This is a genomic window from Rhodococcus erythropolis R138 (genome assembly GCF_000696675.2).
GTDB lineage: Bacteria > Actinomycetota > Actinomycetes > Mycobacteriales > Mycobacteriaceae > Rhodococcus_F > Rhodococcus_F erythropolis.
Map to the genome: position 1 here is coordinate 4091853 of NZ_CP007255.1, position 21011 is coordinate 4112863.

Here is a 21011-nt window from a genome sequence, read left to right on the forward strand (position 1 = left end):
GGCCAACAACCATTGACCTCTCCGCCGGATCACCACTCTGGCGTGACGCCGCACGACACCGTCACGAAAGGGCGTACGTGGCAGCCACCGATACACGTCAGACTGCTGATTCTCCATCAGAGTCAGAGCCACAATCTCCAGCCGTGGAGGCGGCCACCGTCACCGCTCCGGCAGCCAAGAAGGCTCCGGCGAAAAAGGCTCCCGCCAAGAAGGCAGCAGCAAAGAAGGCTCCGGCCAAGAAAGCTCCGGCCAAGAAGGCAGCAGCTAAGAAGGCCAGCCCCAAGAAGGCCGGCGATCCTGATGCCGAAGACGGCGATGTCGAGTTGGAAGACATCGACATCACGGACGGCGACCTTGCCGAGGTCGAGTCCGATGTCGTCGAGGTCGTAGCAGTCGGCGAAGACGAAGAGACCGCTGCAGAGCCGTCCGAGAAGGACAAGGCTTCCGGCGACTTCGTCTGGGACGAGGAAGAGTCCGAGGCTCTTCGCCAGGCACGCAAGGACGCCGAACTGACGGCGTCCGCCGACTCGGTTCGCGCTTACCTCAAGCAGATCGGCAAGGTCGCACTCCTCAACGCCGAAGAGGAAGTCGAACTGGCCAAGCGCATCGAGGCCGGCCTCTACGCCGTGCAGATCATGCAGGATCTTGCTGACAAGGGCGAGAAGTTGCCTGCAGCTCAGCGACGCGACATGAGCTGGATCTGCCGCGACGGCAACCGCGCCAAGAACCACCTCCTCGAGGCCAACCTTCGCCTGGTCGTCTCGCTGGCCAAGCGCTACACGGGCCGCGGCATGGCGTTCCTGGACCTCATCCAGGAAGGCAACCTCGGTCTGATCCGTGCAGTCGAGAAGTTCGACTACACCAAGGGTTACAAGTTCTCGACCTACGCCACGTGGTGGATCCGTCAGGCCATCACCCGCGCAATGGCCGACCAGGCTCGCACCATCCGCATCCCGGTGCACATGGTCGAGGTCATCAACAAGCTCGGCCGTATCCAGCGTGAGCTGCTCCAGGACCTGGGCCGTGAGCCCACGCCGGAAGAGCTTGCCAAGGAAATGGACATCACGCCGGAGAAGGTGCTGGAAATCCAGCAGTACGCGCGTGAGCCGATCTCTCTCGACCAGACCATCGGCGACGAGGGCGACAGCCAACTCGGTGACTTCATCGAGGACTCCGAAGCTGTTGTCGCAGTCGACGCCGTCTCGTTCACTTTGCTGCAGGATCAGCTGCAGTCGGTACTCGAGACGCTGTCCGAGCGCGAAGCCGGCGTGGTTCGCCTCCGCTTCGGCCTCACCGACGGCCAGCCGAGGACTTTAGACGAAATCGGACAGGTCTACGGCGTCACGCGTGAGCGTATCCGTCAGATCGAATCGAAGACGATGTCGAAGCTGCGCCACCCGTCGCGTTCGCAGGTTCTGCGCGACTACCTCGACTAGTCACACCAGCTACGCGAAGAAGAGCCGCTCTCCGGATTTCCGGAGAGCGGCTCTTCTTCGTTTGCCGCCTCAGGCCAAGAGCGTGTCCCGGAGTTGTGCGATGTCCCCGTCGCTCAACTGCAGGCCGTCCCGGACGTAGTTGTCGAAGTTGCCGTACACCCGATCCACCGTGGCGAAAGACGTGTCCAGCCACGACTGTTCGACGCCGTCGATGAACGCACTCCCGGTGCGAGGTCCGGTGAGGTACTGGTTGCTGAGCATGTAGTCGGCGTTCACGTCGGCGCGGCTCACGCCGAGGAGGGTCAGAAGAACCGCAGTCATCCAGCCGGTACGGTCCTTGCCCGCCGAGCAGTGGTAGAGGACTGCACCCTCGGTGTTCGCGACGTTCACCAAAGCGTCGTGGAATGCGCGGCTCGCCCCCGGATCGGTCGCCATCAACGCGTACATCGTGGGCATGTCCACCAGGGCCGGGAGGTTGGCGGGGTTGGTTCCGATGACGTCGAACCAGTTGGTTCGTGCCCCGTTCGGAATGCGGTCTTGCGAGAGCGTCCGTTCGACGACCGTGCGGAAGTCGTCCACCGATTCCACTCCGCGTTCGCTCAACGACGCGAGATCCGACGGCGTCAGCTTGTCGAGGGCATTCGAGCGAAACACCTTCCCCCACCGAACGGTCCGCGCCTCCTCGGTGACGTAGCCGCCGATGTCACGTGCGTTCGACGCACCCTCGAGATGCAGCGATCGGTCTGCGGCAACCTGCGCAACTGCAGGTCCGGCTTGTTCGAGCGCGGGTATTCCCCCGGCGAGCGCCGGCACCGGACCGCACGAGAGGATCACCGCGCACAGGACTGTCGCGGCGGGACGGGCGATTCTGTTCGACATCCGGACAGAATAGGGCCGCAATCAGGACTTCGTACGAACCTTGATGTACAACGAGGCAACCGGTTCGATAACTCTTGCCGCCACTGGACCGATGACCGCCATCAGGAGCACGTAAGCCGTTGCCAATGCCGCCAGTTCGGCGTCGACCGCACCCGCGGACACCGCCAGCCCGGCGATGATGATGGAGAACTCACCGCGGGCGATCAGGGCGGCACCGGCGCGGGCTTGACCCATTCGCGCGACACCCTGACGTCTGGCCGCCCAGGCGCCGGTGATCAGCTTGGTGATCGCGGTGACGACGGCCAGGATCGCAGCCCACCCGAGGACGGGCGGAATGGAACTGGGATCGGTGTTGAGACCGAAGACCACGAAGAACATTGCAGCGAACAGATCTCGAAGGGGCTCGAGCACGCGACTGGCATTGTGCGCCGTCGACCCCGAGATCGCGATCCCGAGGAGGAACGCGCCCACAGCCGCCGACACCTGCATCGCCGAACTGATGCCGGCAACCAACAGTGCGGCACCGAGCAGCTTGAGCAGGAGCGTCTCACTGTCGGGACTGTCGAGGAGCGCGGAGACGTACCGCCCGTATCGCAGGGCCACAACAAGAACCACGGTGATGACCAACAACGAGATCCCGACCGCTTCGAGCCCGCCCATGAAGCTGACGCCCGCAAGCATCGCGGTCAGAATCGGCAGATACAGCGCCATCGCCAGGTCTTCGAACACCAGAATCGACAGCACGACCGGTGTTTCGCGGTTACCGAGGCGCCCCAGGTCGCTGAGCACCTTGGCGATGATTCCCGAAGACGAGATGTAGGTGACGCCGGCCATGACCGTCGCCCCCACGACGCCCCAGCCGAGAATCAAGCCGACCACCGCGCCGGGAGTCGCGTTGAGGACGATGTCGACGATGCCCGCTACGCGTGAGCGTTTGAGACCGGTCACGAGCTCGGCCGCGGTGTATTCGAGCCCCAACAGCAACAAGAGCAGGACGATCCCGATCTCACTTGCCAGATGGGAGAACTCGCCGATGTCTCCGAGTTGGATGAAACCGCCCTGTCCGAAGCACAGGCCGCCGATCAGGTAGAACGGGATCGGCGACATCCCCACGCGAGCAGCGAGTCGTCCGAGCAGTCCGAGCGCGAAGAAGACCGCGCCGAGTTCGATCAGTGCGAGGGTGGTTGTGTCCACGCGCCAGTCAGCCGTTGGCCAAGATTTTTGCCGCTGCGGCCAAACCGTCCGGCGTTCCGACTGCTACGAGAAGATCTCCCCCGGTGAAGGTGAAGTCGGGGTTCGGGGACGGGCTGACCTGTCCGGCACGCATGACGGCGACGATGGAGACTCCGGTACGCGTGCGCATGCCGGTGTCCCCGAGGGTCTGCCCGTCGTAGCGCGAACCGTCCTTGATGTAGAGCTGTTTGGTTCGAATGCCCGGAAGGTCACGGTGCTCTTCTTCGAGCTGCGCAACGAGCTGTGGGGCACCCAGGAGATTGCTGAGCGCTGCCGCTTCCTCGGTGGTCAGAGGCAGCGAGGCAGCACACGCGTCAGGGTCGTCTGCCTTGGACACGATGAGGTCGGTATGACCGTCCCGATGGGTGACGACACCCACGCGACGACCGGAAGACAGAACAAAATCCTTGCGCGTCCCGATCCCCGGTAGTGGGGTGACTTCTACGTTCATATACCAACGGTAGCGCCGATCGGCGACCTGCATCGCGTGAGGGCCACAATCCGCCGGGAGCACTTCGCGGCGAGCGAACCGGCGACCTACCGAACCGGCGAAAACACGCCGTTCTCGTCCGGAAGATACTCGACGACAGCGGTGACGGCTGCGACCGGAATCGGGGCGTACAGATGCGGGAATCGCATCGATTCCGGGTCAGAAGGGACGCCCGGTTCGTACTTGACCTGACCACCGAGCAGGGCCGGATCGATGGCGAGAAGGACTATGTCGTCGCGGCCGGCGAAGATCCGATTCGCCGGGAGATGAACTTGCGCCGGAGTCGACATGTGAACAAATCCCTCCGCCTCGAATCCGTCGGGGATACGTTCGCCGTGCTGTTGTGCCCGCGCCCATTCCTCGCGCGTGCACATGTGGAGCAACTCGACGCTCTCGTCGACAAGTGGTTCGCGTCCCGGGTTCATCCGCCCAGAATATCGGGCTGAGGTCGGCGATTCGAATCAGCTGTCAGCGAACAATCTTCACCCGAGAATGCCTGCCCAGCGCATTTCCAGTGAGACACAACACTAAGAAACGCCTTCGGGAACAACCCGTAAACCCCAAACGTCTGTAAGAGTGGATCTACCGCGCCATTCCGACGCGGCGGACCAGGCCCCAGGCACGCGGCCCGAATGCCGCAAAGCCAGTACGGAGGAGTCATGCCCGGAACACTGACCAGCCCACAGTTGACCGCTGCCGACCGGTGCGACCGGTGCGGTGCCGGAGCACGCGTACGCGCCGTGCTTCCCACCGGCGGCGAGCTTCTCTTCTGCGGACACCACGCAACCGAACACGCGGATCGACTTCGCGAGATGAATGCCGTCGTCTCCGAAAGCGAACCCGCAATCTGACCTGTCAGCCGGGGGTGGCCTCTTCACGAGGCGCGCCATGAACGCCAGAACGGGCGATCACATTCACTGTGATCGCCCGTTCTGCCGTTCCGGGGCCGCAAGCACGCGAAGCGTACGGGACCGGTATCGGCTGCTACCAGCTGCGTAGGATCGCGATGCGCTCGGTCAGCTGATCGACAGTCGCGATGGCCGTCGGCGGGCCTCCGCACACTCGGCGAAGTTCCGCGTGAATGATGCCGTGTGGTTTGCCGGTGCGGTGAACGTTCATCGCCACCAACCCGTTCAGCTCCTTGCGGAGCGCTCCGAGCTGATCTGCCGTGGCCGCTCGATCGGATACCACTGCCGCCGTGGGTTGCGGTGCGGCGGCCTTGGCCGAGTTGGCCTCGACCTGTGTCTGCTGGCGTTGACGCAGCAATGCCCGCATCTGATCGGCGTCGAGTAGGCCTGGCAGACCGAGGTAGTCGGCTTCCTCGTCACTTCCGGCGAATGTCGCGGTACCGAAGGACGATCCGTCGTAGATCACCTGGTCGAGTTCGGCATCGGCGCCCAGGGACGTGAACGCCTTCTCCTCCTCGCCCAGCTCGTCCTTCTGCTTGTTCGCATCGGCGAGCAGGTCGTCTTCGAGGCCGTCCTTCTCACGATGCGGCTTGCCGAGTACGTGGTCACGCTGAGCCTCGAGCTGTGCAGCAAGGTCGAGAAGCACCGGCACCGACGGCAGGAAGACGCTGGCAGTTTCGCCCTTACGACGCGAACGCACGAAGCGCCCGATCGCCTGAGCGAAGTACAGCGGGGTCGACGCGCTGGTCGCGTACACACCGACCGCCAGACGGGGAACGTCGACGCCCTCGGACACCATGCGGACCGCGACCATCCATTTCTGGTCGCTCGCACCGAATTCGGCGATTCGCTTGGACGCGGTGGGGTCGTCGGACAGCACGACGGCCGGCTGTTCGCCGGTGATCGCTGTCAACGCCTTCGCGTACTCGCGGGCCACTGTCTGGTCCGTCGCGATGACAAGTCCGCCCGCATCGGGCATACCCGTACTGCGCAGCTGCGCCAAACGGGTGTCTGCTGCTTGCAGCACGGCAGGAATCCAGTCGCCGGCAGGGTCCAAGGCCGTACGCCATGCCCGAGTCGTCTGCTCGGCGCTCAGCGGCTCGCCGAGCCGAGCGGTGAATTCCTCGCCGGCGTTGTTTCGCCACCGTGCCTCGCCCGAGTAGGCGAGAAACACGACGGGGCGAACCACGCCGTCCTTGAGGGCATCCGAATATCCGTAGGAGTGATCGGCTTTCGAGCGGAGCAGACCTTCCTTGTCCGGCTCGTACTCGACAAAAGGAATGGCACTGTCGTCACTGCGGAACGGAGTTCCGGTCAGTGCGAGACGCCTGGTCGCGTCGCCGAACGCCTCACGAATGGCGTCGCCCCAGCTCTTGGCGTCGCCGCCGTGGTGGATCTCGTCGAGGATGACCAGCGTCTTGCGGCCCTCGGTGCGCACACGGTGCTTCGACGGGTGCGAGGCAACCTGGGCGTAGGTCAGCACGACGCCGTGATAGTCACTCGAGGTCTGGCCGGTCGAGTTGGAGAACCGCGAGTCCAATGCCAGGCCGGATCGCTGAGCGGACTCCGCCCACTGGTGCTTGAGGTGCTCGGTCGGCGCCACGACGGTTATCTGGTCGACCGTCCGGTCACGGAGCAATTCCGAAGCTACCCGCAGAGCGAAGGTGGTCTTACCTGCTCCCGGCGTTGCGACCGCCAGAAAGTCACGCGGACTGCTGGAAAGGTACTTGGTCAGTGCATGGCGCTGCCATGCACGAAGGGAACCGGTAGGGGCGCCAGGTTGGGTTCCCGCGGATTGAGCTCCGGCGGGTTCGGGCGAATTGCCGAACTCGGCTGCCACGGTCTCAGACGTCATAGGCCGCGCCTCCACTGGAATCGCACTGTTGTCTCGCGCTCCTCGAATTTTCATCAATGTCCGGCGACGAGCCTAGCCGCCGCCACCGACGAAAGCCGCACTCGAAGCGCGTACTCATGGCCGTTCTCACTTCGGCCGGCGAGGTTTCGCTGCTCTCGTATCCTGCCGACCTGCACGCGAATTGTCTCAGAAATGTGCGACACGTCGGCGCCATGGTTGGGCAACCGGGTGTGTCGTCAGGGATGCTGGAGACATCATGAGTGAAGCGCGAGGCGAGAAGTCGAGCGGAAGTGATCTGCACCACCGCAGATGGCATCCGCTACGCCGCACCGGGCAGTTGATCGGTCGCACACTGAGCAAGGCCTGGGACGATTCCATCTTCGGAAAGGCGGCTACGGCCGCGTTCTGGCAAACGCTGTCACTGGCTCCCCTGCTGCTGGGCCTTCTCGGAATGATCGGCTACATCGGTGGGTGGTTCGGACCCAACACCGTCGAGATCATCGAATCCAAGATCGTCACGTTCAGCGGAACGATCTTCAGCGAAAGCGTCGTCGACCAGATCATCCGCCCGACGGTGACGGACGTCCTTCAGCGCGGACGACCGGAGATCATCTCGGTGGGCTTCCTGCTCTCCCTGTGGGCGGGATCATCGGCGATCAGTACGTTCGTCGACTCGATCGTGGAAGCACACGGTCAGCAGGATGCGCGCAATCCCATCTGGCAGCGCATCTTCGCCCTGCTGCTCTACGTGATGTTCCTGGTGATGGCGGTGTTCATCCTGCCGCTGGTAGCTCTCGGGCCGACGCTCGTCGGGCGAGCACTGCCGGCCTCCTGGTACGTGGTCGGATCGAATCTGGTCGACACGTTCTACTACCCCGCTGTCGGTCTGCTGGTGATCATCGGCCTCACGACGCTCTACAAGGTCGCTCTGCCGAAGTCGCTGCCGTGGCATCGACTGCTCGCGGGCGCGCTGGTCGCCGGTGTGTTCTTCATGGCCGCCAGTACCGGATTGCGCTGGTACCTGGGATTTGTCACCAGCACCGGCTACACGTACGGCGCACTGGCAACGCCGATCGCATTTCTGCTCTTCACGTTCTTCCTCGGTTTTGCCGTCGTCCTCGGCGCCGAGTTCAACGCGACGGTTCAGGAGTTCTGGCCGGCTCGTGCCACTCGGATGGAGCAGATGCGAGAGTGGCTTGCGGCTCAGAACACCGACGACGAGACCGGTCCGGTCACCAACCTGACCTGGCACCTGGCCACCAGCCCGATCCGCATCTCGGGCGACAAAGCGGATCCGGCCACGGTCCCGTCGTACGGGCGGCCCCGCAGCAGACAAACGGAGTCGCGCCAGAACTCGTGCGCCGACCAAGATCCCTGCGATGAACCGCAGGCAGACGCGAAGAGCCCGGCGGCCGACTGCGTCGAGGCTGTCGATCCGCCGAGCTCCGGAAGTACTCCCGCGCGCGTGACCCGAGGTCAGTCGCCCTTGCGGAGCCCTTCGTAAATCTTCTTGCAGTCCGGGCACACCGGTGATCCCGGCTTGGCGGACTTCGTCACGGGAAACACCTCGCCGCACAGCGCGACGACATGGGTTCCCATGACGGCGCTCTCGGCGATCTTGTTCTTCTTCACGTAGTGGAAGAACTTCGGGGTGTCGTCGTCGGTCGTTTCGTCGGTGGAGACGTCGGGACGTTCCTTGGTTTGAGTGCTCACCCCTCCAATAATGCCGTCTCCGTCACAGCGGTGCGACCCACGGGTCGTGTGCAATTGTCGGCCGAGAGTGGAACAGTGGAGTCATGGCACGAAATGGCGCGTTCGGCAGGTCCGACGAGGCCGGGACTCCCGATAATCCCGTACTGATCACCGAAGCGCAGAAGTCCGTCGAAGAACAGCACAAAGCCCGAGTGCGCAAGTACATGATCATCATGTCCTTCCGGTTCCCGGCGTTGATCCTCGCGGCGATCGCGTACGGCATCTGGGCCAACGCCTGGATCTCGATGCTCATCATCGGTGCATCCATTCCGCTTCCCTGGATCGCCGTCCTGATCGCCAACGACCGACCACCGCGCACCAAGGACGAACCGAGCCGATACGACGGACGAAAGAAGACCGCAGGCGAGATCGAATCCGCGACGCACCACACCATCGAAGGCTGACAAGTTCCGCCTGCGAGAATGACGGGGTGAGAAGCGAAACGCTCCTGTCCATCACCCCTGCGCTGCGTGAGGCTCTGCTTCGCAATCGATTCGACACGGGAACCATGCTCGAGGCATTGGGTCCCGAAGTTCACGCCGCTCTCGGCCGAAGTGAGCCGGTGCCCGTGCGCCGCGCCACCCGAGAACTCGGGGACCTGGGCGTTCTCATCAGACTGTTCCTTCTCGCCGATGATTGCCCAGCAGGCGACGTCGCCGCGGCGTTGACTCCGCTGACAATTGCGCAGTGCGTCGACGCCGGCCTGCTCGAAGGTGAAAACTTCGACAGTGAGAATCCGCTCGTGCGGGCCGCGGTCGATCTTCGCCCCATAGACGTCGGCGACGGCGACCGTTGGGTGATCTCGGATCTCGACGGCGGAATCCGTCCCAAGAAGGCCACGGCCGATCACGTGCTGGGCGTCGGACATGCGTCACTGTCCTTGCTGCAGGCCACGCCCACCGCGAAGGTCGGCAGCGTGCTCGACCTCGGTACGGGATGCGGCATCCAAGCCCTGCACGCGAACACATACGCCGATTCGGTCACCGCAACCGACATCAATCAACGCGCCGTCGACCTCACGGCCGCAACCATGGCGCTCAACGGACTGGACGTCGAACTGCTTCAGGGGTCCTGGTTCGAACCCGTCGAGGGTCGAACCTTCGACCAGGTGGTCGCCAATCCCCCGTTTGTCGTCGGCGAGGCACGCGTCCATCACACCTACCGCGATTCCGGCCTCGATCTCGACGGTGCGAGCGAATTGATGATCTCGCGCTCGATCGACTATCTGAACCCCGGCGGCACGGCAGCACTGTTGGCCTCGTGGGTGCACATCGAAGGACACGACTGGCGTTCGCGGATCGCGTCGTGGCTGCCGGCGCACGGCGTCGACGCCTGGGTGGTGCAGCGCGACGTGGCGGACCCAGCTCTGTACGTCGGCACGTGGCTCAAGGACGGCGGGCAGGATCCGCGAGATCCGGAATCGGCATCGAGAGCAAACGCCTGGCTGGATCACCTCGAAGAAGCCGATGTCGAGGGCGTCGGCTTCGGTTTCGTGTTCCTTCGCCGCACCGACTCCCCCACCGACCTGATGGCCGAGGACCTCATGCACGGCTTCTCGGACCCGCTCGGGGCCGAGGCGCTCGCTTACTTCGACCGTCTTGCCTGGTTGCGTGAACACGACGTCCTCGAGGAGCGATTCGTCCTCGATCCGGACACGGCTCTCGAACGCGTCTACCTCCCCGGCGACGAGGGATGGCAGCAAGTGGTCACGCGTGTGCACCGCGGCAACGGACCGCACTGGCAGCATGAGATCGACGAGCTCGGTGCTGCGCTGCTGGCCGGGCTCCGAGCGGACGGACTGGTGGTCGACGAACTGGTCGAACTTCTTGCCGCGGCGAACGGCGAAGACCCGGACCAGCTACGTGAGGCCGTCGTCACATTGCTGGTCTCGCTTGTCCGGCACGGGTTGGTGCTTCCCGTCACGAACTGAGTTCCCGGTGAGTTGCAGATTTTTGTGTTCTCAGCAACTTCTCAGGACGACTGGGAAATAACTGCAGGTCACGGCGTTCTAGCGGAAATCGGCGCGGGAACTTTCCCGGAACTCTCACACGTTGAACTGTGTGAGAGACCGCCGATAGGGAGGCAAGTCATGACAAGCCCCAGCACCACTACTCGCATTCGTCCGAGCGCCGCAGATCTGGACGCCCAGAGCCCGGCCGCAGACCTGGTCCGCGTCTACCTGAACGGGATCGGTCGTACTGCACTGCTGACAGCAGCAGACGAGGTCGAACTGGCGAAGCGAATCGAAGCGGGGCTGTACGCCAGCCACGTCCTTGCCACGGGAAAGCGCCTGACAGTCGCCAAGAAGAGGGATCTCGCAACGATCGTTCGCGAGGGACAGTCGGCCCGTAGCCACCTCCTGGAAGCGAACCTGCGACTCGTCGTCTCGCTGGCCAAGCGCTACACCGGCCGCGGAATGCCGCTCCTCGATCTCATTCAAGAAGGCAACCTCGGACTCATCCGTGCCATGGAGAAGTTCGACTACGCCAAGGGCTTCAAGTTCTCGACGTACGCCACCTGGTGGATCCGTCAGGCGATCACGCGCGGAATGGCTGATCAGAGCCGCACCATCCGGCTCCCAGTCCACCTCGTGGAGCAGGTCAACAAGCTCGCCCGCATCAAGCGCGAACTGCACCAGCAGCTCGGGCGCGAAGCGACGGACGACGAGTTGGCCGAAGAGTCGGGCATTCCCGCCCACAAGATCGCGGACCTGCTCGACCACAGTCGCGACCCGGTAAGCCTGGACATGCCAGTCGGCAACGACGAAGAAGCTCCCTTGGGCGACTTCATCGAAGATTCCGAGGCGACTTCGGCGGAGAACGCCGTCATCGCCGGTCTGCTGCACAGCGATGTGCGCAGCGTGCTCGGGACGCTCGACGAGCGCGAGCAGCAGGTCATCCGACTTCGCTACGGTCTCGACGACGGCCAGCCTCGCACACTCGATCAGATCGGCAAGCTCTTCGGCCTCTCGCGTGAGCGGGTTCGTCAGATCGAGCGTGAGGTCATGGGCAAGCTCCGCGTCGGCGATCGCGCCGAGAAACTGCGGTCCTACGCCAGCTGATCAAACAACACAGCACGTGCGTCAGCGCGCCACACCACTCGCGCTGACGCACCGCACAAAGCACCGGCCACCGCTTATTCCCTCCCCCTCGGGAATGTGCGATGGCCGGTGTTGTTCGCTGTGTCTACCGCAACCGCAGCGCCTACCGCAGACGCTGTACCTGCCGCAGACGCTGTATCTACCGCAGACGCCTGGGCCCCAGGTCGATTGCGCTCGGCTCGGGCCCGATGCGTACTCGCGAATCGGTGATCTCCGCGCCGGTAGCCGAAGCAAGTACCGGCTCACAGGCCAGTTCGCGGACTTCCGGAATGTCGTCGGCCAGCGCCGAGATCCGCTGGACCAGATCGACCAAGGCACCCTTGTTGACCGGAACGGCATTTCGATATCCGGAGAGCAGCGGCGCTGCCTTGGGTGCGTCGATCAACTCCGTAGCAGCGTCTTCCGTGAGCGGCAGTACGCGATAGGCACGGTCCCCGAGGAGATCGGAGATCACACCGGCGAGACCGAACGAGATCAGCGAACCGAACGACGGGTCGTCTTGGACACCAACCACACACCCGATGCCCTTGGTTGCCATTTTCTGCACGTGCAGCAGCGGTTCACCCGACGCGGCCGCAAGATCTCGGTAAGCGAGGCGCACCGATTCAGGTCCACTCAGATCCAGCCTGACGCCGCCCAGATCCGGTCGGTGGCGCCACATTTCGCCGGTTGCCTTGACCGCGACCGGGTAGCCGACAGCATCCGCTGCCTCTACAGCTTCGTCTTCGCTCAGGACCGAACGGAATTCGACGACTGCAACCCCGTAGCACTCGAGAAGAGCTGCTGCTTCGACGTCCGAAAGCCAACGGCCAGGCGAGTTTTCAAGCCAGGCGGCCACCATCTTCTGGGCTCGTTCGGAGTCGATTCCCGCGGGGCGAACAACCTTCGACGCAGGCTTGCTGCGCCACTCCGCGTAACGCCAGGCCCTCGCCAACGCCAGTGCGGCGCGCTCCGGCCCTGGGTAGGACGGCACCGAACCGCGGGTCGGGTTTCCGACTTCGTCGCGGACCGCCAGGACGTCCGGCACACCCTCCGCTGCGAGGAACGTCGTGAGAATCGGCTTGTCCGAGCCGGCGACGGCGTCTTTGAGTGCTTTCGCGAACGGCTCGACCGGAATGGCAACCGGAGGAACGAAGACGGCGATGACGGCATCGACGTCGAACGACGCCAACGCGTCGCGCACGGCAGCGGCGAACAGTTCCGGACTCGCCTGGGCGCCAAGGTCGACCGGGTCGCTGACCTGCAAACCTTCACTGCGGGCGGCGTCCGCGGCAAGGACACCGAGCGCGGTCGAGTTGCCGATGACAGCAAGCCGTGGACCGGCCGGCAACGGCTGGTATCCGAAGAGCAAGGCACAGTCGAACAATTGTGAAATGGAGCCGACCTGGATGACGCCCGCCTGTTCGAAGAGGGCGCGGACGATCGAATCGTCGATCTCGACTCCGGTGGCGGCGAGAACCGGCGGAACCGCGTGCCGACCGCTCTTGACCGCGACGATCGGCTTCTTCCGCGCAACTCGGCGGGCGATCCGGGAGAACTTTCGCGGGTTGCCGAAGCTCTCCAGGTAGAGAAGGACCACTTCGGTGGACTGGTCGGAATCCCAGTACTGCAGAAGGTCGTTGCCCGAGACGTCCGCACGGTTGCCGGCAGAAACGAAGGCGGACAACCCGATTCGGCTGCGCGCGGCTTCGTCGAGAATGGCGATACCGAGCGCGCCGGACTGACAGAAGAAACCCACGTTGCCTGCCACCGGCAAGACCGGCGCGAGAGTCGCATTCAACGAGATCGCGGGGTCGTTGTTCGCGACACCCAGCGCATTCGGACCGATGAGGCGCATTCCGTGAGCGCGTGCTGCATGGACCAGTTTGCGTTCGGACGAGCGTCCGTCCGGACCGCTCTCACTGAAGCCCGACGAGACCACCACCAGCGCTTTGACGCCCTTGTCGAGGCAGTCGTCGAGTACCGAATTGATCGATTCCGCAGGTACAGCCACGACGGCGAGATCGACGTCGTCAGGAATGTCGCGAACAGTTGGGTACGCCCGCACCCCGTGAACCGAGCGATGCTCCGCGTTGACGGGGTAGACCGGTCCGGTGAATCCGCCGCGCAGCAGGTTGGTCAACACCGCGTTACCCACCTTGGCGGGGTCCGCTGATGCGCCGATCACTGCCACCGATCGTGGACTCAGCACGTTTCCCATGCTGCGGGCCTCAGCTGCCCGCTCACGCGAATTACGTACTGAAACAAGCGCTTCCGTCGGGTCGATCGCGAATTCGAGGCGCAGCACGCCACCGTCGAACGAGCGGCTCACCTGATACCCCGCCTCACGGAACACCGTCACCATGTTGCGGTTCTCGGACAGGACCTCGGCGACGAACATCGTCAGGCCGTTCTCGGCCGCTGCTGCTGCCAGGTATTCGAGCAGGATCGGGCCGAGGCCGCGCCCCTGGTGTGCGTCGGCGACGACGAAGGCGACCTCGGCAGACTTTCCGTCACCGACGTCGAGGAGTCGCTCGTAGCGACCCACCGCGATGATCTCGTCGCCGAGCATCATCACGAAGGCGACGCGGTTGTGGTGGTCGACCGTCGTGAAGTTCTTCACGTCGCGCGCCGACATCGTGGGATACGGGCCGAAGTAGCGCAGGTACCGGGTCCGCTCGGAGAGTTTGCCGTGGAATTCGACGAGCTTGTCCGCGTCCTCGGGAACGATGGGTCGCAACGCCACCGCGCCGCCGTCGGAGGCGAGAACGTCGACTACCCACGAATGGGGATAGGTGTGAGCCGGGTCGGTCTTCGGCGCCTGGTCGCTCGCGCCGCCGGCATCGGTATCGGACTGTTCAGTCACGGGGATCCTCCGGGTCGAGTCCGAGTAGCGGGAACGAAGCACGGCGTGTGGCGATGATCGCCGAGTCGATTCGGGTGAGTGCACGGTCCACCGAGGCGACACCTGTCTCCGGTGTACCACCCGGGCCGTCCCACGGGGTGTATGCGACATCTCCGCCGTCGCCCATGGTCGGCGGGAGGTCGACGCTCGGCGCTCGCAGCTTCGTCGATTCCTTCCACTCGTCAGGCACAGCTGTGTCGACGTCGACCTCGCGATCGAGCGCGGCAGCGATCAGGTGAGTCCATGCCCTCGGCACGACGCGAACCAGTCCGTATCCGCCGCCGCCGACTGCCAGCCACCGGCCCTCGGAGTAGCGGTCGGCAAGATCGCGCATTGCCAGGAACGCTGCTCGCTGGCCGTCGACGGTCAGAGCGAGGTCCGCGAGCGGGTCCTCGCGGTGCGAGTCGACTCCGCACTGGCTGATGATGATCTGCGGGCGGAAGGCTGCAATGGCTCCCGGGACGACGGCGTGAAATGCGCGCAGCCACAACGCGTCGACGGTTCCGGGAAGCACCGGGATGTTCACTGCAGTACCTTCGGCGGCCCCGTCGCCGACCTCGCTCGACCATCCGGTGTTCGGCCACAAGGTTGCCGGGTGCTGATGCAGCGAGACCGTGAGCACCCGCGGGTCCCCGAGGAACGCATGTTGCACTCCGTCGCCGTGATGAGCGTCGACGTCGATGTAGGCGATGCGGTCGTAGCCGTTGTCGAGCAGCCACGAAATCGCCACAGCCGCATCGTTGTAGACGCAGAATCCCGAAGCCCAATCCGCCATCGCGTGGTGCATGCCGCCGCCGATGCTGACCGCGCGACGCGTACGTCCCGAAGCGATTTCCTGCGCTGCGGCCAGCGAGCCGCCGGCGAGGATCGCACTTGCTTCGTGCATGTGCGGGAAGACCGGGTTGTCCTCGGTACCGAGCCCGTGGGGAACATCCTGGCCGCTCACACCGTTGTTCGCAGAGTTACCCGCGTCTTTGACCGCTGCAAGATATGCCGGTGTGTGGATTCTGAGGAGGTCGGCATCGGACGCGGCGCTCGGTTCGAGAAATTCGATGCCCTCGAGAAGTCCGAGGCTTCGCGAGAGTGCCATCGTGAGATCGAGGCGAGTGGGATTCATCGGGTGATCGGCGCTCCACCGATAGCTCAGGTACTCCGGACTCCACACCACGACTCGATTCGCTCGAGACGCCGCGGGGTCCCCGTCAGATCTGATCGACGCGGTCATGGGATCACGCTACTTCCTTCTCGTTTCGTGCCGCACACCACACTCGCGGCCCGCTTCGGAGACCGAGATCGAGTGACACGAATCCAATTCGGACACGCGCTGGACTCGCCGCAGTGGAGGCGGCACCGGAACCACGAACTGAACGGTAGAATGATCAACTGACGAAGGGGTTGAGTGTGAAGGATCTAGTCGACACCACGGAGATGTATCTCCGGACGATCTACGACTTGGAAGAAGAGGGCGTAGTCCCACTCCGGGCGCGGATCGCCGAACGGCTCGAACAGAGCGGACCCACCGTCAGCCAGACAGTTGCGCGTATGGAGCGCGACGGCTTGCTGATGGTCGCCGGCGATCGACATCTGGAACTCACCGACAAGGGTCGCGATCTCGCGATCTCTGTCATGCGTAAGCACCGGTTGGCAGAGCGCCTACTGGTGGACGTCATCGGTCTGAAATGGGAAGACGTACATGCCGAGGCATGCCGTTGGGAGCACGTGATGAGCGAGGAGGTCGAGCGTCGGCTCGTCGTCGTTCTGAACAACCCCACGACGTCGCCATACGGCAACCCGATTCCGGGCTTGGACCAGTTGGGACTCGACGGCCCGGTTGCCACCACCGAAACATTGGTGCGCCTGACCGATATTCCGCACGGCGCACAGACAGCTGTGGTCGTTCGGCGACTCGCCGAGCACGTGCAGTCCGATCCCGAGGTGATCGCGCAGCTGCGTGACGCCGGCGTCGTTCCCGACGCCAGGGTGACGGTCGAAACCCGTCCGGGCTCGGTGACCATCATCGTGCCGGGTCACAGCGGGTTCGACCTGTCCGAGGAAATGGCTCACGCCGTTCAGGTCAAGCAGGTCTGAGGAACTAGATGAAACTCCTGGTCACCGGCGGCGCCGGTTACGTCGGCAGTGTGTGCAGCACTGTGTTGCTCGAGCGTGGACACGAAGTTGTCGTCATCGACGACCTCTCCACCGGAAATGCCGACGCGGTGCCTGCCGGTGCCGAGTTCATCGAAGGGGATGTGGGGGCGCTGGCCGCCGACATCCTCGGCAGTGCGGGTTCACCGGTTTTCGACGGCGTACTTCACTTCGCCGCGCAGTCGCTGGTCGGCGAATCCGTGCTGCACCCCGAAAAGTACTGGCGCGGAAACGTCGTCACGACCATCGAACTGCTCGAGGCGATTCGTGTCTCCGGCACTCCCCGGCTCGTGTTCTCTTCCACCGCCGCGACGTACGGCGAGCCGGAGCAGTCCCCCATCGTGGAAACCGCTCCGACCCGCCCTACGAATCCGTACGGCGCGACCAAGCTCGCGATCGATCATGCGATCACCTCGTACTCGATCGCCCACGGCCTCGGCGCTACCAGCTTGCGCTACTTCAACGTCGCGGGTGCGTACAAGTCCGCCGGCGAGAACCGGGTGATCGAAACCCACCTGATTCCGCTCGTCCTTCAGGTCGCACTCGAGCAGCGAGACAAGATCTCGGTATTCGGAACCGACTGGCCCACGCCGGACGGCACCGCGGTACGCGACTACATACACGTGCTTGACCTCGCCGAAGCGCATCTGCTGGCGCTCGAATCCTCGGTTCCCGGCGAGCACCGCATCTACAACCTCGGAAGTGGTGCCGGCTTCAGCGTGCGCGAGGTGATTGCTGCCTGTGCGCGGGTCACCGGCCTGCCGATCAACGTCGAAGACGCGTCACGACGGCTGGGTGATCCGGCCGTACTGATCGCATCGAGCGACAAGGCGATTGCCGAGTTGGGTTGGACGCCCACGCGTACCGATCTCGACGTCATAGTCGCCGATGCGTGGCAGTTCCTCCAGGATCTGGGCGACCGCTCACACGCTGCTCGCTAGCTTCCGCTCGGCAGTGCCGGCGGCAAGCCGGTAATTCCGAGCGATTCCCCGATGGACAATCCGACGGCCGCAAGGTCACGGATCCCATCGGGGTGCACACCGGATTGCAGCGATAAATCCAGCAATCCGGCCAAGGTGTGTTCCGAATCGGCCGACAGTGCGGCCGACAGCGCAACACCTGCCAGGGGCCCGTCGCCGCGCACGTATGCAAAGAACCCGAGAAGTGTTGCCGGCCAAGCTCGTTCGGGAGACGGTACTTCATGGGTAAGTACGAGCCACAATTGCTCGGCATGTGCGGCAACCGACGTGATCGCCAGACCCAACACCACGTCGCGCACGTGAACGTCCGTCAAAGCGACCACCAGATCGGCGCATTCCTGCGGGTCAGGGTAGTAAGTGCCCGCCTCCACACGGCGGACATGTTCCAACACCAGATCGACCCGGCGCTGAACTGCGGCATCACGGCCTGATCCCCCGCTGTACTCACTCGATTCTCGGCGGCTCGCGATCAGTCGGGCAATCGCGTCATGATTGCGAGCGGCACCGTGTACCCACCGGACCAGTTCCTCACGCGAACGGCGAATGACCCTCCCGCCCAACACCTGCGCCGCCGCGACCGACGAAGATGCCGGGTCTGGCAGGGTGCCGCAGTGAATCGAACGCGTGACGCTCGTCCACGGCTGGTCAGATTCTATTGCGGCCGTGCATAATACGTCAGCCAGCTCGACGCAGGTTCCGCCGAGCATGTCTTCGAATACCTCGACCAGCTCGATGGTTTCGTCGATGAGAGTTTCAGCTGTCGAGCAATTGGTGATCACCACGAGAACGACCGCACGCGCTCCTTCCGCGTCACACACGGCGGCGAACTGGCGCAGCGCCGCGCTCATCTGCCTCGCGGGCTTTCCTTTGACGCTTGGAAAGTAGTCGTGTCGCATTACCGGGCCGAGCGTCGAGGCGGAAGCGCCCATCAAAGACAGCGCAACGACGGAATTGGACGGATGGAATCCCAGGAGGGCGGGTATTGCCGCGATCAATTCGCCTGGATCGGAAACACGTTCAACGCGTCCGAAAAGGGCCAGGTCGTCGTCGGAGAATTCGAATTCTCCTGGAAGAGGTGATGTGGTCATGCACAGACCCTCGCCGATCGCCCCGATGCCGCCATCCACTCGACCAGGGAAAACAGCGACGTCGAATTCGTCTGTGGATTATCGAGTCAGTTGGGGACGAATGATCGCGCCGCACCGAAAAGGTCCGCTCTGTGTCGGACCCGTGTGCTGCGAAATCACTTGCCTGCTTTGACCTTCTGTACGGCTGCGGTGAACGCTTGATCCAGAGGTGCCGTCGAGGGCGTCGCAGAACCGAACGTCATCAGTGTTGTTGCTACCCGTACGTCGCCGACCTGCGCGATCAATGTCAGCATCGTCTGATCGCCGGCTGCGGCTTTGGGGGACACGACGGTGCGGCGAAGTGACATCGTCTTGTCGGCATCGATCGGCGACGGCGGAAGAATTTCCGTCGTCACTGTAGTGGTGACGCCGTTCGCAGTGACAGTCATGGACGGGCACTGGCGAGTTTGCGCTTCCAACTCGTCCAGTGGTGCGTCGACCTTCGTGAGTTCGACCGAAATCGTTGCCCTCGTCGCATTGTCGGTCCCGACCGCCATCACGGTCCCGTTCGGACCGTAATCCTGTTCCGGTGGCTCACATTCGGATGGATCGACGGTGGCACCGCGTGGGACGCCGACTAGATCCGGCGCTGCCATCGGAACGGCCTGCGGGGGCAGCACAACGGCGCCGAAGGGCTCGGGAAATTCCTCGGGAGTCAGCAGCAGTTCGGACAACGGTGCCGCCGTTTTCGGAGAGGTGGATTTCGGCGTCGAGGATTTGGGTGCAGTCGTCGTACTCGGCGCCGCTGAGCCGCTGTCGGTCGCACCGGCAGTCGCCGGCGCGGAGTCCGGAACGGGTGCACCTTGGACCGACCCGGAGCAGCCCGCGAGTAGTGCAACGGCGGCCACCGCAGCAAGGGAGCATGCGGCCACTCGCCTGGACGATCGTGGACACACCCGCATGTAAGCCTCCGCACTCGACCTCGACCGATCCCGACAATCGACCAATGCATTTCGGACAAATCGGCCGTGCCGACCTTGTCTTCCACTCTGCCATGTCCGAAGCCGCGCACCCGACATCTAGCGAACGCCCAGGCCAAGTGTCGAAAGATACCGCTCGGCTTCGCTCTCAGCGAACGCCCGGCTCGTCGGATCGGGAATGATCGGTCACCGACTCGGTGTTCTTACCGATGAACGTCTGATCCAGTGCTGTCGGGCACCTGACTCCGATGCTGTCGAGCGTGCGCCGATAGTGGACACTTGAGATCAAGACCGAAGAGCGAAGGGGACTGCGATGGACGAACAGTCGAGGATGTACGAGCTGGAATTTCCGGCGCCCCAGTTGGCGGCTGCCGACGGCCAGGGACCGATCCTGATTCACGGACTCGAGGGTTACTCCGACGCCGGTCACGCCGTGAAGTTGGCGACGACGCATCTGCGCGAAAGCCTGGAAACCGAGCTTGTCGCGTCGTTTGCTGTCGACGAGCTGATCGACTACCGCTCACGTCGACCAACGATGACGTTCAAGGCCGATCATTTCTCCGATTACGACGCTCCGGCGCTCAATCTGTACGCACTGCGCGATACGGCCGGCACGCCGTTCCTGCTGCTCGCAGGGATGGAACCGGACCTCAAGTGGGAGCGGTTCACCACAGCCGTTCGTCTGTTGTCCGAACAGCTGGGAGTGCGTCGAACCATCGGGCTCAACGCGATTCCGATGGCAATCCCGCACACCCGACCGCTGGGTGTGACAGCACATTCGACCAACAAGGACCTGATCCAGGACCATCAGCGTTGGTCAGGTGAACTGCAGGTTCCCGGCAGCGCATCGTCACTCCTCGAGCTTCGTATGTCTCAGCACGGGCACGAGGCGATGGGCTTTTCGGTGCATGTCCCCCACTACCTCGCGCAAACGGACTACCCGGGCGCCGCAGAGACTTTGCTCGAAAACGTTTCCGAGGTTTCGGATCTGGAATTGCCCTTGGTTGCACTGGGTGAGGCCGCGGCGCGCGTTCGGGAACAGGTTAACGAGCACATAGCCGGGAACGAAGAAGTTCAGACTGTAGTCCACGCTTTGGAGCGTCAATACGACACTTTTGTCGCCGCTCAGGAACAACAGTCGTCCCTTCTGGCCGGCGAGGCCGACCTTCCCAGCGGTGACGAGATCGGCGCAGAGTTCGAAAAGTTCCTGGCCGAACAGGCAGGAAATGACGACTTCGGCTCAGCTGGAGACCTCGATCGAGGCGACAACTGACGAAAATGTGACGGGCGGGGCGCATAATT

Annotated in this window: 19 protein-coding genes; 9 read left to right on the top strand and 10 right to left on the bottom strand. The window is 63.7% G+C overall.

Annotated features, from left to right (window positions below; translation table 11 throughout):
• The first annotated feature begins 11 nt into the window (after positions 1-11).
• On the top strand, positions 12-1436 hold the full coding sequence (locus H351_RS18705) for an RNA polymerase sigma factor (RefSeq protein ID WP_370333980.1): 1425 nt from the start codon (positions 12-14) through the stop codon (positions 1434-1436).
• Between the two features lie 69 nt (positions 1437-1505).
• Here H351_RS18705 and H351_RS18710 read toward each other — a convergent pair whose 3' ends face one another.
• The 4 genes from H351_RS18710 to H351_RS18725 form a co-directional block, all read right to left on the bottom strand.
• Positions 1506-2315, bottom strand: coding sequence for a tyrosine-protein phosphatase (locus H351_RS18710; protein WP_029255259.1), 810 nt, complete (start codon positions 2313-2315; stop codon positions 1506-1508).
• Positions 2316-2336: 21 nt separating this feature from the next.
• Positions 2337-3509, bottom strand: coding sequence for a cation:proton antiporter (locus H351_RS18715; protein ID WP_003943778.1), 1173 nt, complete (start codon positions 3507-3509; stop codon positions 2337-2339).
• A 7-nt stretch (positions 3510-3516) separates the two neighbouring features.
• Positions 3517-3999: a cation:proton antiporter regulatory subunit gene (locus H351_RS18720; protein ID WP_021344116.1), complete on the bottom strand. Its 483-nt coding sequence runs from the start codon at positions 3997-3999 to the stop codon at positions 3517-3519.
• A gap of 86 nt (positions 4000-4085) precedes the next feature.
• Positions 4086-4463, bottom strand: coding sequence for a DUF952 domain-containing protein (locus tag H351_RS18725; RefSeq protein ID WP_020969495.1), 378 nt, complete (start codon positions 4461-4463; stop codon positions 4086-4088).
• 234 nt (positions 4464-4697) lie between these two features.
• Here H351_RS18725 and H351_RS18730 point away from each other — a divergent pair, with 234 nt between their 5' ends.
• Positions 4698-4889 (top strand): DUF7455 domain-containing protein, encoded by a 192-nt coding sequence (locus tag H351_RS18730; protein ID WP_003942643.1) that lies wholly within the window; start codon positions 4698-4700, stop codon positions 4887-4889.
• Between the two features lie 133 nt (positions 4890-5022).
• Here the strand turns inward: H351_RS18730 and H351_RS18735 are convergent, their stop codons facing one another.
• Positions 5023-6801: a DEAD/DEAH box helicase gene (locus H351_RS18735; protein ID WP_029255258.1), complete on the bottom strand. Its 1779-nt coding sequence runs from the start codon at positions 6799-6801 to the stop codon at positions 5023-5025.
• Positions 6802-7057: 256 nt separating this feature from the next.
• Between H351_RS18735 and H351_RS18745 the strand changes: the two genes are divergently transcribed.
• Entirely contained in the window at positions 7058-8305 is a 1248-nt protein-coding gene (locus tag H351_RS18745) for a YihY/virulence factor BrkB family protein (RefSeq protein ID WP_020907556.1), read from the top strand.
• On the opposite strand, the gene H351_RS18750 is transcribed toward H351_RS18745, so the two are convergent.
• The gene (locus H351_RS18750; RefSeq protein WP_003942602.1) at positions 8278-8514 is read right to left on the bottom strand and encodes a DUF3039 domain-containing protein; all 237 of its coding nucleotides are present in this window, start codon (positions 8512-8514) and stop codon (positions 8278-8280) included. The genes H351_RS18745 and H351_RS18750 overlap by 28 nt on opposite strands.
• Before the next feature lie 83 nt (positions 8515-8597).
• Here H351_RS18750 and H351_RS18755 point away from each other — a divergent pair, with 83 nt between their 5' ends.
• The 3 genes from H351_RS18755 (at position 8598) to H351_RS18765 (ending at position 11614) form a co-directional block, all read left to right on the top strand.
• Positions 8598-8957 carry a DUF3099 domain-containing protein gene (locus H351_RS18755; protein WP_019748237.1) on the top strand — a complete coding sequence of 120 codons (360 nt, stop codon included), beginning with the start codon at positions 8598-8600 and terminating at the stop codon, positions 8955-8957.
• Positions 8958-8983: 26 nt separating this feature from the next.
• Positions 8984-10483: a DUF7782 domain-containing protein gene (locus H351_RS18760; RefSeq protein ID WP_029255257.1), complete on the top strand. Its 1500-nt coding sequence runs from the start codon at positions 8984-8986 to the stop codon at positions 10481-10483.
• 159 nt (positions 10484-10642) lie between these two features.
• A complete protein-coding gene (locus tag H351_RS18765) occupies positions 10643-11614 on the top strand; it encodes a sigma-70 family RNA polymerase sigma factor (RefSeq protein WP_003942639.1) in 972 nt (323 codons plus the stop codon).
• 178 nt (positions 11615-11792) lie between these two features.
• On the opposite strand, the gene H351_RS18770 is transcribed toward H351_RS18765, so the two are convergent.
• Together H351_RS18770 and H351_RS18775 are read right to left on the bottom strand one after the other, a co-directional pair.
• Positions 11793-14498, bottom strand: coding sequence for a bifunctional acetate--CoA ligase family protein/GNAT family N-acetyltransferase (locus H351_RS18770; protein WP_020969494.1), 2706 nt, complete (start codon positions 14496-14498; stop codon positions 11793-11795).
• Positions 14491-15762, bottom strand: a complete 1272-nt coding sequence (locus H351_RS18775; RefSeq protein WP_019748234.1) for an acetoin utilization protein AcuC — start codon at positions 15760-15762, stop codon at positions 14491-14493. The genes H351_RS18770 and H351_RS18775 overlap by 8 nt, the downstream gene beginning before the upstream one ends.
• Positions 15763-15938: 176 nt before the next feature.
• Here H351_RS18775 and H351_RS18780 point away from each other — a divergent pair, with 176 nt between their 5' ends.
• Both H351_RS18780 and galE read left to right on the top strand, forming a co-directional pair.
• Positions 15939-16625 carry an iron-dependent transcriptional repressor DtxR gene (locus H351_RS18780; protein ID WP_003942150.1) on the top strand — a complete coding sequence of 229 codons (687 nt, stop codon included), beginning with the start codon at positions 15939-15941 and terminating at the stop codon, positions 16623-16625.
• Positions 16626-16633: 8 nt separating this feature from the next.
• Positions 16634-17623, top strand: a complete 990-nt coding sequence (gene galE / locus H351_RS18785; protein ID WP_029255256.1) for a UDP-glucose 4-epimerase GalE — start codon at positions 16634-16636, stop codon at positions 17621-17623.
• Here the strand turns inward: galE and H351_RS18790 are convergent.
• Together H351_RS18790 and H351_RS18795 are read right to left on the bottom strand one after the other, a co-directional pair.
• Positions 17620-18750, bottom strand: a complete 1131-nt coding sequence (locus tag H351_RS18790) for a DUF4192 domain-containing protein (protein ID WP_037120326.1) — start codon at positions 18748-18750, stop codon at positions 17620-17622. The genes galE and H351_RS18790 overlap by 4 nt on opposite strands.
• A 155-nt stretch (positions 18751-18905) precedes the next feature.
• Entirely contained in the window at positions 18906-19661 is a 756-nt protein-coding gene (locus H351_RS18795; protein WP_029255254.1) for a sensor domain-containing protein, read from the bottom strand.
• Positions 19662-20022: 361 nt separating this feature from the next.
• Here H351_RS18795 and H351_RS18800 point away from each other — a divergent pair, with 361 nt between their 5' ends.
• Positions 20023-20982 carry a proteasome assembly chaperone family protein gene (locus H351_RS18800; protein WP_003942198.1) on the top strand — a complete coding sequence of 320 codons (960 nt, stop codon included), beginning with the start codon at positions 20023-20025 and terminating at the stop codon, positions 20980-20982.
• Positions 20983-21011 lie beyond the last annotated feature (29 nt).